We start from the raw sequence: 12,239 nt of genomic DNA on the forward strand, positions 1-12,239 counted from the left end.
CGTGGGGAGCAAACTCGCGTACGCAGACGGCAAACACGCGGACGTGGGCGGCAAACACGCGGACGTGGGCGGCAAACACGCCGGGTGAGCTGGGCTCAGTCCTCGCTACGGGAACCGAACTTGTTCCACACCTTGCCCGCGGCATCGGAGACGGCCTCGCCCACTCCGGCGAACACCTTGGCCAGCGGGTCGGTGGAGGCGACAAAGGAGTCCCGGTAGGACTTCGCCGCCGACTTCACGTCCTCGGACCAGGTGGCTCCCGGTGGGTCGGTGTCCCGCCGGGGGTAGTCCCCGGCCAGGATCGCCCGGTACTCCTCGGATGCGGCCCACTTCTGCAACTGCGAGGCCCGGACGACGGCCAGCGGGTGCGAGGTCAGCTCGACGTTACGCAGCTTCAGCAGGCTGTCCCTGATGTCCTCCACCGACTCGTACTCGCTGGCCTGCTGCAGGAAGGAAGGGATGTCCACCTGCGCGGGGTCGATCCCGCCTGCCAGCAGGATATGCGTGCGCAGCGCGGCCGCGGGGTCCTGGCCGCACAGCAGCCCGGCCCGGTCACAGGACAGCTCGGCCTTGCGGTACCACTCGTGCAAGGCGGCGATGACCGCGCGCAGCCCGAGCGCACTGATCGGGGTCCAGGACATGCTGAGCTGCAGGCTGAGCAACCGGTGCAGCATGGTGGTGTAGACCGCGTGCCCGGACAGCACGTGCCCCATCTGCTGGCCGATAGCGAAGCGCAGCCCCTCGACGTCCAGTGCCTCGACCATCCCGGTGGTCGCCAGGATGAACGGCTCGTCCATCCCGAGTGTGGTCATCGTGCTGCGCGGGTCCCGCGTCACGAACAGGTTCGGCACCCGCTCGATGTCCAGCGTCTCGGCACAGTCGTGCCGCAGCCGGTCCAGTTCGGGATATTGGCTCGGCCCCACCCGGATGGCGGAACCCAGTGCCATCAGTCGCTCGCCGCGTTCGTTGAAGAACCCGGACAGCGTCTTCAGCACCTCGGCAAAACCGGGAACCATGCGCAAGGTGGCCAGCGCACCCCGGTCGACCGGATGTTCGTAGGCCCGCGGGCTGATCCCGGGGAACCGTACCCTCGTCGTGGTCTGCTCTATGTGGCTTTCGCTGTCGTCTTCCGGCACCCTGCCACCATAGCTAACCCAGCCTGCGTCCGAGGTCGTCCTGCCCATTCCAGGCGGCGAGCAGGCCGTAGACCAGCGCGACCGCCATCGGCTGCGCGAGCAGTACCCATACCGACTCCAGCACCGGCGCCTGCTCCACCACGTCCCCGATCTGTGGTGCCTCGGTGACCGTGTACAGGCCCTGGGCGAAGGAAGGGCCCATCCGGGTGCCGAGCCAGCCCGCCAGCACCGAGCCGGCCACCGCGGCGAGCAGCATCACCGGGCCACGGCGCTCGCGCAGCAGCCAGACCACCACCCCGGTCACGATGCCCGCGGCGAGGCCGAGCAGCGCGTACAGCACCAGGTCGTCGAACCGGTGCCAGCTCTCCAGCTGCAGCGGGATCCGCCGGTCGCTGGAGACCACCCGCTCGCGTTGCGGTGGCGCCAGCCGGGACCAGATCCAGCCCAGCGGAATGCCGAGCAACCCGACCATGGACAACACCATGATGCCCGGCAGCAGGTCGGCCTTGACCTTGACCTTGGGCGGTTCCCGCCGGACGAGTGGGAAGGATCCAGCCGGCTCGCCCGGCTCCCGGCGTTCGTCGACCGACGACCCTGTCACCGTGCGGACCTCCTGCGCGCGACTCGCCCCATCCAAGGGAGACTAGCTGGTCGCCTCCAGGGAATCCGAAGAGGATGACTCACCGTGTCGGCTGCATCGCGCCGTCCAACCGCCCGGGGTCACCTGCACGATCATCCGGCGGGCGCACTCGCGGCAGAACCGGGGCGGGTCCACCAGCGCCAGCCGCTGCCGGCAGGACCCGTGGTCCGCCTCATCCTCGGGGACTCCGCACCAGGTACAGAACATCGTCACAAGGTCTCGTTCAGGGCCTTGATCGGCATCTGCAGGTCACCGAGCATGTCCAGGTCCCGCTGTGCCGGCCTGCCGAGGTTGGTGAGGTAGTTGCCGACGATGATCGCGTTGATGCCGCCGAGCATGCCCTGCTCGGCGCCGAGGTCACCGAGCGTCAGCTCCCGGCCGCCCGCGAACCGCAGGATCGTCCTCGGCAGCGCCAGCCGGAACGCGGCGATGGTGCGCAGCGCCTCCTTGCCCTCCACCACCGGGTAGTCCTCGTAGGGCGTGCCCGGGTTGGGGATCAGGAAGTTCATCGGCACCTCGTGCGGCTCCAGCGACGCGAGCTGGGCGGCGAACTCCGCGCGCTGCTCCAGCGTCTCGCCCATACCGATGATGCCGCCGCAGCACACCTCCATCCCGGCCTCGGCGACCATCCGCAGGGTCTCCCAGCGTTCCTCCCAGGTATGCGTGGTCACCACCTGGGGGAAGTGCGAACGGGCGGTCTCCAGGTTGTGGTTGTAGCGGTGCACCCCCATCTCGACCAGCTCGTCCACCTGCTCCTGGGTGAGCATGCCGAGCGAGCAGGCGATCTGGATGTCGTTGCCGTCCTCGCGGATGGCCCGGATGCCGTCCCGCACCTGGGACATCAGCCGCTTGTCCGGCCCGCGCACGGCAGCCACGATGCAGAACTCGGTGGCGCCGGTGGCCTTGGTCTGCCGTGCCGCGGTGACCAGGCCGGGGATGTCCAGCCAGGCGGCCCGCACCGGGGTCGGGAACAGGCCGGACTGCGAGCAGAAATGGCAGTCCTCGGGGCAGCCCCCGGTCTTCAGGCTGATGATGCCCTCGACCTCGACCTCCGGCCCGCACCAGCGCATCCGCACCTCGTGCGCCAGTTCCAGCAGCTCGGGCAGTCGCCCCTCCTCGATCCGCAGCACCCGCAGGAGCTGCTGCTCGGAAAGGGCCTCTCCACGGCCGAGCACCTGCTCGCGGGCCACCGCGAGGATGTCGGCCCCGGGAGCGTCCGGGCTCGCCTGTTCCGGTGCTGCGGTCACGAGAACTCCTCTTCGAGATGGTTGTCTACCGGCTCGTGGCTGACGGTTGAGTGTGCCCGACGGGTGCCGCGGCACACAGCGACCGGGATCACGTCGGCGCGGCCGTACCCGCCGCGAAGCGCTCCGGGTCGAATCGCCCGCCGAACCACGGGGACAGCCCGCGCCGGGCCTCCTCGAGGAACTCCGCCCTGGTGGCGCGGCCAAGCCCGGCGGGAAGCGCGCCGAGCAGCGGGGCACCAGCCGCCACCGGCAGATCGGTGACGTTCGACCTGGCCGCGAGGTCCGGCTCCGGTGGCCAGGACCCGAGCACCACCCCGCCAACGTGCAGGCCGCGGCGGGTGGCGACCTCGGCGGTCAGCGCCGTGGCGTTCAACGTGCCGAGCCCGGCCTCGGCCACCACCAGCACCAGCGCGCCGAGCGACCAGGCGACGTCGGCGAGGGTTCCACCGTCCGGGTCGAACCGCACCAGCAGCCCGCCCGCGCCCTCGACCAGCACCAGGTCGTGCTCGGCATGCAGCTCGGTGGCGGCCTGAGCGGCCTCCGCCGGGGTCACCGGCGGCAGGCCGGCGCGCCGCGCCGCCGCCTCAGGGGACAGCGGATCGGGGTACCGGCGCAGCTCGCGGGTCGGCAGCTCACCCGCGAGCCTGCGGACCTCGGCGAGGTCCCCCGGCTCGTCCGGGGCCACCCCGGTCTGCGCCGGCTTCAGTACGGCCACCCGCTCGCCGCGATGCGCGGCGAGCGCGGCGATGGCCGCGGTAACCACCGTTTTTCCGACGCCGGTTCCTGTTCCGGCGACCACCAGCACGCTCACGGCTGCACAGTAGTACCACCGGCCACCGCCGCCGCCTAGCCACCTCGCTCGTTCAGGGCATCTCGGCGTGGGTCCCGGCGGCGACGAAGCCACCGGCCCCGGGTTCGAACAGGTACACCTGGGCGGCACCGACGTCGAAGTACATGCCGGTCAGGTGCAGGTCACCACGGGCCTCGGCGGCGGCGACCACCGGATGCCTGCGCAGGTGCTCCAGCTGTTGCAGCACGTTGTGCAGGGCGAGCCGCTCGGCCTCGGCGACCGGCTCCCGGCCGGCCAGGGTGACCGAGGACGCCGCCTGCATCCGCAGCCTGCTGGGCTCGGCGTACCGCAGCCAGTTGCCGAAGTGCGGCATCCCCTCCGGGGACTCTGCCAGCAGCGCGTTCATCGCACCGCAGCTGGAGTGCCCGCAGACCACCACCTCCCGCACCTTGAGCACGCCGACCGCGTACTCCACCGCGGCGCCAACCGAGGAGTCGTCCGCCGCGCCGCCGGAGGAGGGCACCAGGTTGCCCACGTTGCGCACGGTGAACAGGTCGCCTGGGCCGCTGGTGGTGATCACGTTCGGCACGATCCGGGCATCCACGCAGGTGATGAACAGGGTGTGCGGCTGCTGTCCGTCGGCGAGCCTGCTCAGCGTCGGCTGCATCAGCGGGGCGGTCCGCCGCTGGAACTCCGAGGTCCCGCGGAAGGTCGCGGTGGGGCCGATCCGCTGACCGGGTACCTGCGGCACGGCGTGGTTGGCCTGCCACTCCGACCAGGGCGCGAGCCAGCGGGGCATCACCTTGCCCGCCGCCTCCCTGCGCACGGTCGGCGAGCCGGACTTGCCACGCTCGAACCACGGGTGGCCGACCTCGTCCACCACCACGGTGCCGCCTGCCCGCTCGTGTGCCTGCTGCCAGCTGGCCAGGCTGTCGAAGGCCGCGTGGTCCAGGTAGTCGACGACCAGTTCCAGGGTCACCGCGCTGCCCTGCGGGACGGTACCGAGCACCTTGGACAGCCGCGGCACGGAAAGGAAGGTCAGCGCCCCCTCGATCACCACCCGGTACTGGCCACCGTCCTGCTCCACGTGGATGCCGGACCAGATCGTGCGGCGCAGCATCATGAACACCGACAACGCGACCCCGATCAGCACCCCGGAAAGCAGGTCCACGAACACCACACCGAACAGCGTCACCAGGTACAGCGGCAGGTCGCCGTGCTCGGCCACGGTCCGGATCTGCTGCCAGTTGACCAGCTTGGCGCCGACGTGCACGAGCAGCCCGGCCAGCGCCGCCAGCGGGATGTTCTCGATCAGCCCGGCGAGCAGGAGCACGAACACCAGCACCCACACCCCGTGCAGGATCGCCGAGGCCCTGGTGCGCGCGCCCGCGCTCACGTTGGCCGAGCTGCGCACGATGACACCGGTGACCGGTAGCCCGCCCACGGCCCCTGAGGTCATGTTCGCCACTCCCTGGCCGACGAGCTCACGGTTGAGGTTGCTGCGCGGACCGGTGTGCAGCTTGTCCACGGCCACCGCGCACAGCAGGCTTTCCACGCTGGCCACCAGCGCCACGGTGAGCACGGCCAGCCCGATCTCCAGCCAGCCCCCTTCCGGCAGCCGCGGGACCAGGGCGACGGACAGCAGGTCGTCCGGAAGGGACACCCGGTCCAGGGTCATCCCCGTGGTGGTGGCCAGCACGGTGACCACGGCGATCGCCGCAAGCGGACCGGGCACCTTGCGCACCGCGGCCGGCAGCTTGCCCCAGACCAGCAGGATGCCGATGGTCAGCAGCCCGATCAGCGCCGCCGTGTCGTGGTGACCGATGATCTGCCCCGGCAGTTCGAGGATGTTGTCGATCGCGGAGCTCTGCGGCGAGCCACCGAGCACGATGTGCAGCTGGCCCAGCACGATGGTCACGCCGATGCCGGCCAGCATGCCGTGCACGATCGCCGGGGCGATGGCCAGTGCGGCACGGGCGATCCGGCTCAGCCCCAGCAGGATCTGCAACGCCCCCGCGGCCACCGTGATGGCACAGGTCGCCGCCCAGCCGAACTGGTCGATGATGCCCGCCATGATCACGGTGAGCCCGGCGGCAGGCCCGCTGACCTGCATTGGGGACCCGCCGACCGCACCGGCGAGGATGCCACCCACGATCGCGGCGATCAGCCCCGCGACGATCGGGGCCCCAGAGGCCAGTGCGATCCCGAGGGACAGCGGAATCGCGACCAGGAAGACGACCAGCGATGCGGGTACGTCGTAGCGCAGGATGGCAAAAGCCATCAGCCGCGGCCCGACCCGCCGCGGCACAGCATCGTCGTTGGTCGTTTTCGTCATGTAAACCTCCGCTTCTTGGTATGCCGGCACGCGGTGCGCACGTGTCGAGCCGGCGGCAATGACGACCCGGATGAACCGCTTGTCCACCAGACAACCGGAAAACGCGTGAAATGTCCGGTCCCTAAAAAACTTCTCATGTTCTTTTCACATGGAATTAGCCGGAAGGTGAGCACGACCAGGCGTCGCGCGACCAGTCGAGTGTGTGCTAGGTCTCAGGACACATATGAATCACCGGCCATTAGTTGTCACAGCAGGTGATCAAAACCAGAGAAAATAGCTGTAATTTCAACAAAAAGCACACGATCGGGTGATATATATTCGCCTTCACCCTGGCGGATTGGGTTAGCCCACCCGGGCAGCCGCAATCATCGCGGAGGTGATAGCCGCAACATCGGTGTTACCGGTGACATAAGGCGGCATTGTGTAAACCATGTCCCGGAACGGCCGCAACCACACGCCCTGTGCGGTCACCGCCTCGGTGGCCCGCGCCAGGTCCACCTCGTGGTCGAGCTGGATCACCCCGATCGCACCGAGCACCCGCACGTCCACCACTCCGGGCAGCTCCCTTGCCGGGGCCAGGCCCTCGCGCAGCAGCCCTTCGATCCGGCGCACCTCGGCCGCCCAGTCGTGCTCGCGCAGCAACCCGATGGACGCATTCGCCAGCGCCGCGGCCAGCGGGTTGCCCATGAAGGTGGGGCCGTGCGCCAGCACCGGGAGCTCGCCGCGGGAGATGCCATCGGCGACCTCCCCCGAGCACAGGGTCGCGGCCATGGTCAGGTAGCCCCCGGTGAGTGCCTTGCCGAGGCAGAGCACATCGGGGGCGACCCCGGCGTGCTCGGCGGCGAACAGCGCACCGGTGCGGCCGAAGCCGGTGGCGATCTCGTCGAAGATCAGCAGTACGCCGTTGGCCTCGGTCACCTCCCGCAGCGCACGCAGGTATCCGGGATGGTGGAAGCGCATCCCGCCCGCACCCTGCACGATCGGCTCGACGATCACCGCGGCCAGCTCGTCCGCGTGCCGCTCGATCGCCTCGGTCATCGCGTCCAGATAGGACTGGTCAGGGGGCGTGGCGAAACCCGCGGGCGGTGCGGGCAGGAACACCTGCTCCGGCAGCACCCCGCGCCACAGCGAGTGCATCCCGCCCTCGGGATCGCACACGCTCATCGGGTGGAAGGTGTCCCCGTGGTAGCCGCCGCGCCAGGTCAGCAGCCTGCGTTTGTCCGTGCGCCCCATCGACCGCCAGTACTGCAGGCACATCTTGATCGCGACCTCGACCGATACCGAGCCGGAGTCGCACAGGAACACGTGCCGCAGGGGTTCCGGGGTGATCTCCACTAGCGAGGTCGCCAGCGAGATCGCAGGCTCGTGAGTGAGCCCGCCGAACATCACGTGGCTCATCCGCCCTGCCTGCTCGGCCATGGCGGCATCCAGCACGGGGTGCCGGTAGCCGTGGATCGCCGACCACCAGGAGGACATCCCGTCCACCAGCTCCCGCCCGTCGGCAAGGCGCAACCGCACTCCGGAGGCCTCGGTCACCAGCAGTGGCTCGACCTGGCCTGGCATCGGGCCGTAGGGGTGCCAGACATGCCTGCTGTCCAGCGCGAGCAGTTCCTCCGGGGTGTGCGCAGCCATGCCCGGAACCCTAGCGGCCCGGTTCAGCCACGCAGCCGCACCGGCAAGGTCTCCAGCCCTCGCATCAGGGTGCTGTCCCGCCACCGCAACTCGGCCGGTTCGGCGGCCAGCCGCAGCCGGGGGAAGCGCTCCAGCAGTCCGCCGATCGCGACCTCGCCCTCCAGCCTGGCCAGCGGGGCACCAACGCAGTAGTGGATGCCGTGCCCGAAGGCGAGATGCCCGCCGGGTGGCCTGGTGACGTCCAGCCGGGCCGGATCGGGAAACCGGTCGCCATCCCGGTTCGCGGCGAGCAGGGAGATCATCACGAACTCGTCGGCCGGAATCTCCACCTCCCCGACCTGCACCGGGTCGGTGGTGAACCGCAGGGTGGCGATGTTCACCGGCCCTCGTAACGCAGGAACTCCTCGACCGCGTTCGGCAGCAGGCCGGGATCGGCGCGCAACGCGGCGAGCTGCTCGGGGTTGCGCAGCAGGGCCAGTACCCCGTTGCCGATCAGGTTCACCGTGGTCTCGTGCCCGGCGAGCAGCAGCAGGAAGGCCATCGAGACCAGCTCGGTCTCGGAGAGCTGGTCTCCCTCGTCGGTGGCGTGCACCAGGCCGGAGAGCAGGTCCTCGGCCGGGGCGGCCCGCTTGGCCGCGATCAGCCCGGTCAGGTACTCGGCCATCTTCGAGGAGGCGTCCCTGATCTCCTCCCCCGGCAGCGAGGAGACCAGGACGGTCGACCAGTCCCGGAAGGTGTCCCGTTCCTTCTCCGGGATGCCGAGCAGCTCGCAGATCACCGTGATCGGCAGTGGGAACGCCAGCGACTCGCGCAGGTCCACGGTGTCCGCGCGGGCCATCTCGTCCAGCAGCTCCCCGGTGATCTGCTCGATCCGCGGCCGCAGCCCGGCCACCGTACGCGCGGTGAAGGCCTTGTTCACCAGCTTGCGCAGCCGGGTGTGATCCGGCGGGTCGGTGTTCAGCATGTGCGCGACCAGGGACTCGGTGAAGTAGGCCGCGGGCCGGTCCGGGGTGCTGGCCCGTCGCTGGAACAACGGCTGCGCCTTGCGGTAGTCCTTGCTCACCCGCGGGTCGGCCAGCAGCGCCCTGGCGTCGGCGTAGCTGGTCACCAGCCAGACCCGCAGGCCACGGGGCATGATCGCGGGTCGCACCGGCCCCTCGGGCCGCATCAGGTCGGCGACCGTGTGCGGGTCCTGGATGTAGTCCAGGTCGAGCCGGATGGGTTCGTCCACTGACCGCACGTGTGCCCTCCGCATGCCGAGCGGGTGATTGACCGTCACCCAGGCCAACGGGCAGGCCGGACCCCGGGTGCCCGGTGCGGCGGAAAGTCCACCTACCGGAGCAATCGTCGTCCCGATGTCCCAGGATCGGAGCCATGCGGTACCGCCCGATCACCTTCGACCGGCTCGCCGACGAGCTCACCGAGCGAGTCCTGGCACGGGACGGTGGCGGCTGGACCAGGATCGTCTTCGACGGGGCCGAGGGCGCCACCGATCCGGCCACGCTGGCGGACGGCCTGGTCGACAGGCTGCGGGTGCACGGAAGGCCCGCGCTGCGGGTGTCCGCGCACGACTTCCTGCGGCCGGCCTCGGTGCGGCTGGAACGCGGTCGGCGGGATCCGGATGCCCGCTACGAGGACTGGCTGGACACCGGCGCGCTGCGCCGCGAGGTGCTCGATCCGCTCGGGCCCGGCGGGAACGGCATGGTGCTGCCCGCGCTGTGGGATCCGGTAGCCGACCGGGCGCTGCGCCTGCCGCGCACCCACCTGCCGCCGGGCGGTGTGCTGCTGCTGGACGGGGAACTGCTGCTCGGCCGCGGCCTTCCGGTCGAGCTGGCGGTGCACCTGTGGCTCTCCCCCACCGCGCTGCGGCGGCGGATTCCCGAGCGGTCGGCATGGGCACTGCCGGCCTACACCCGCTACGAGCAGGAGGTGGCGCCCGCCGAGATCGCGGACGTCGTGCTGCGCGTCGACCGCCCGAGCCACCCCGCCATCCTCATGTCAGGCGACGGGGTGGGGTGAGGTACCGAGCATGCCCGCCAGGCGGTCGGCCAGCACATCCCAGCGCCAGTGCTTGCGCACCCACTCGCGGCCGGCGGCGCCCATCCGGGCCGCCCTGGTCGGGTCCGCCAGCAGGGCCGCGAGGGTATCGGTGAGCTGTGCCAGTTCCCTGCCGTCCACGACGTGCCCCGTCACCTCGTCCAGCACGGTCTCCGGCGCGCCCCCGGAGCGACCGGCCACCACCGGGAGGCCGGTCGCCGAGGCCTCCAGGTACACGATGCCGAGTCCTTCCACGTCCAGGCCCTTACCGCGGGTACGGGCCGGCATGGCGAACACATCGCCCGCGGCGTAGTGCGCGGGCAGCTCCTCCCAGGGCACCGATCCGGTCAGCAGTACGTGCTCGGCGATGCCGAGCTCGGCCGCCATCCTGGTGAGCTGTTTGCGGTAGGGGCCGCCGCCCACCAGCAGCAACGCCGTGTCCGGCACCCGCCTGCGCAGCTCGGGCAGCGCGCGCACCAGCATGTCCTGCCCCTTGCGGGGCACGAGCCGGGACACGCAGACCACGGTCGGCCGGTCACCGAGGCCGTGCCTGCCCCGGATCTCCTCGCGCGCGCCGGGGTCCGGGTGGAACACCGCCGGGTCCACCCCGGACGGCAGGTGCTCCAGGCCCGCCATCGGGCCGAAGGCGGCGGCGAACCGGGTACGCGTGTAGTCGCTCACGTAGGTCACCACATCGGCGGTGTCCCCGATCCGGCGCAGCGCCTGCCGCGCGCCGGGCAGCATGGACCAGCCGACCTCGTGCCCGTGCGTGCAGGCGATCACCTTCTCCGCGCCGCTGTCGCGCAGCGCCGACCCGAGCAGGGCGAGCGGGGCGGCGGCGCCGAACCAGACGGCCGAGCAGTCCCGGGCGGAGAGCAACTGCCGCGCCCGGCGCAGCACGTCCGGGGTGGGCAGCATCAGCGAGGTCGGGTGCCGCACCACCTCGAACGGTGCCCGCGCGTCGAACTCGGCGGCCCCCTCCCAGGACGGGGCGTACACCACGAGCCGGTCGGCGGGCAGCCTGGTGGCCAACGAGTTCAGGTAGTTCTGGATCCCGCCCGGCCGGGGCGGGAAGTCGTTGGTCACCAGCAACGTCCGTAGCACGAGGGCGAGGCTACCGGGACCACAACCTCGGGGTGGCCCCGGCAACCACTCATGCGACCCGGCGTGCCCCGGCGTAGTTGCTCTGCAACGGAGCGATCTTCACGACATCCCCCGGCTGCGGGGAGTGCACCATCTTGCCGCCCCCGATGTACATCCCGACGTGGTACGCGGGGCTGCCGTAGAACACCAGGTCACCCGGCTGGAGCTGGCTGCGGGCAATCGGGGTTCCGAAGGTCTGCTGGGTGCGCGCCGTCCGCGGGATGCCGATCCCGGCCTGCCCGTAGGCCCAGGAGGTCAGCCCGGAGCAGTCGAAGGTGGACGGCCCCTCGGCGCCGAGCCGGTAGGCGCTGCCGATCTTGCCGAGCGCGGCGTCCACCGCGGTCTGCGCCGCCGGGCCGGGCGCCTTGACGTTGGGGATCGGCCCGCCGGTGTCCCGCTGGACGGCCCGGTCGGCGGCGCTGAGCAGGCCCGCGGCCTCCTTCAGCTCCTCGACCTTCGCGTCCAGCTCGTCCTTGCGAGTGCGCAGGTCGTTCGCCAGCTTGGCGGCCTCCTCCTTGGCCGCCTGCGCGCGTGCCTGCGCCTGTGCCGCCTGCTGCCGGGCCCTGCCGGCCTTGTCGACGACACCGGAGAGCTTCCGCAGCGCCTCGTTGCGGTCGGAAGCAAGCACCTCCAGCGCCGCCGCCCGCTGCAGGAAGTCCTGTGTGGACTCACCGGTCAGCAACGCGGACAGCTTGTTCATCCCGGCGCCGCTGGTGAAGGAGGCACCGGCGAACTTGTCCACTTCGGTGCGGTAGCTCTCCTCGGCCGAGGCGGCCTGGGTGCCAGCCTGCTCGGCGGCAGCGAGGTCGGCGTTGGCCTTCTCCAGTTCGGCCTTCTTGGCCTTGAGGTCTTCCTTCGCGTTGAGGTAGTCCTCGTTGAGTTTCGCCGCCTTCTCGGCCAGCTTCCGGTACTCGGCGAGTGCCTCGGAGGTGTCACTCGGCGGGGTCTGGGGAACGGGGGTCGGTTCTGCGGTGGCCGGTGCGTGGACGAAGCTCACGGCCGCGATGACGGCGGTCGCCGCGAGCGCCCCGGACACCACGCGCTTGACTGGATGCGACTGCACGTCGCGGGTCTCTCCTTTGCTGCTCGGCCGCCCCGGGACCGGCTCCCCGACAAGCCGTGGCCCGGTGTGTTCCGGCGGCGGTCCCGCGTCGCCGCCTGCTGGCTGTGACGGCCGTCGCCCGCGAGACCTCGGTCAGGTTATGGACCGACCGGCAGCAGGTCCACACTGGGTAGACGGAAGTGCATCATCCTGCGACGAACGGTTCCCCCTCGCCCA

The 12,239-nt window shown here is 70.8% G+C and carries 10 protein-coding genes and 1 pseudogene; 1 reads left to right on the forward strand and 10 read right to left on the reverse strand.

Annotation, left to right across the window (positions count from 1 at the left end):
- Positions 1-95: 95 nt before the first annotated feature.
- The 8 genes and pseudogenes from KOI47_RS25390 to KOI47_RS25420 all read right to left on the reverse strand — a co-directional run bounded on the left by KOI47_RS25390 (position 96) and on the right by KOI47_RS25420 (position 9,035).
- On the reverse strand, positions 96-1,136 hold the full coding sequence (locus KOI47_RS25390) for a M48 family metallopeptidase (protein ID WP_232376245.1): 1,041 nt from the start codon (positions 1,134-1,136) through the stop codon (positions 96-98).
- 13 nt (positions 1,137-1,149) lie between these two features.
- Positions 1,150-1,620, reverse strand: coding sequence for a DUF2567 domain-containing protein (locus KOI47_RS25395; RefSeq protein WP_216217546.1), 471 nt, complete (start codon positions 1,618-1,620; stop codon positions 1,150-1,152).
- A gap of 159 nt (positions 1,621-1,779) precedes the next feature.
- Positions 1,780-1,983, reverse strand: coding sequence for a biotin synthase auxiliary protein BsaP (gene bsaP / locus KOI47_RS36630; RefSeq protein WP_232376918.1), 204 nt, complete (start codon positions 1,981-1,983; stop codon positions 1,780-1,782).
- Positions 1,984-1,985: 2 nt separating this feature from the next.
- Entirely contained in the window at positions 1,986-3,023 is a 1,038-nt protein-coding gene (gene bioB / locus KOI47_RS25400) for a biotin synthase BioB (RefSeq protein ID WP_216208363.1), read from the reverse strand.
- An 88-nt stretch (positions 3,024-3,111) separates the two neighbouring features.
- Positions 3,112-3,834, reverse strand: a complete 723-nt coding sequence (gene bioD / locus KOI47_RS25405) for a dethiobiotin synthase (protein ID WP_216208366.1) — start codon at positions 3,832-3,834, stop codon at positions 3,112-3,114.
- Positions 3,835-3,886: 52 nt separating this feature from the next.
- Positions 3,887-6,094, reverse strand: a complete 2,208-nt coding sequence (locus KOI47_RS25410) for a bifunctional SulP family inorganic anion transporter/carbonic anhydrase (protein ID WP_216217547.1) — start codon at positions 6,092-6,094, stop codon at positions 3,887-3,889.
- Positions 6,095-6,490: 396 nt separating this feature from the next.
- Positions 6,491-7,780, reverse strand: coding sequence for an adenosylmethionine--8-amino-7-oxononanoate transaminase (locus KOI47_RS25415; RefSeq protein WP_216208369.1), 1,290 nt, complete (start codon positions 7,778-7,780; stop codon positions 6,491-6,493).
- A 23-nt stretch (positions 7,781-7,803) separates the two neighbouring features.
- A pseudogene (locus tag KOI47_RS25420) lies at positions 7,804-9,035 on the reverse strand (cytochrome P450 family protein).
- 119 nt (positions 9,036-9,154) lie between these two features.
- Between KOI47_RS25420 and KOI47_RS25425 the strand changes: the two are divergent.
- Positions 9,155-9,799, forward strand: a complete 645-nt coding sequence (locus tag KOI47_RS25425) for a nucleoside/nucleotide kinase family protein (RefSeq protein ID WP_216208372.1) — start codon at positions 9,155-9,157, stop codon at positions 9,797-9,799.
- Here KOI47_RS25425 and KOI47_RS25430 read toward each other — a convergent pair.
- The gene (locus tag KOI47_RS25430; RefSeq protein ID WP_216208375.1) at positions 9,779-10,921 is read right to left on the reverse strand and encodes a glycosyltransferase family 4 protein; all 1,143 of its coding nucleotides are present in this window, start codon (positions 10,919-10,921) and stop codon (positions 9,779-9,781) included. The two genes, KOI47_RS25425 and KOI47_RS25430, sit on opposite strands and share 21 nt — an antisense overlap.
- Positions 10,922-10,970: 49 nt before the next feature.
- Complete coding sequence (locus KOI47_RS25435) at positions 10,971-12,023, reverse strand: C40 family peptidase (protein ID WP_216208378.1); 1,053 nt, start codon at positions 12,021-12,023, stop codon at positions 10,971-10,973.
- Between the last annotated feature and the right edge of the window lie 216 nt (positions 12,024-12,239).

The sequence above is a fragment of the Amycolatopsis aidingensis genome, from assembly GCF_018885265.1.
GTDB lineage: Bacteria > Actinomycetota > Actinomycetes > Mycobacteriales > Pseudonocardiaceae > Amycolatopsis > Amycolatopsis aidingensis.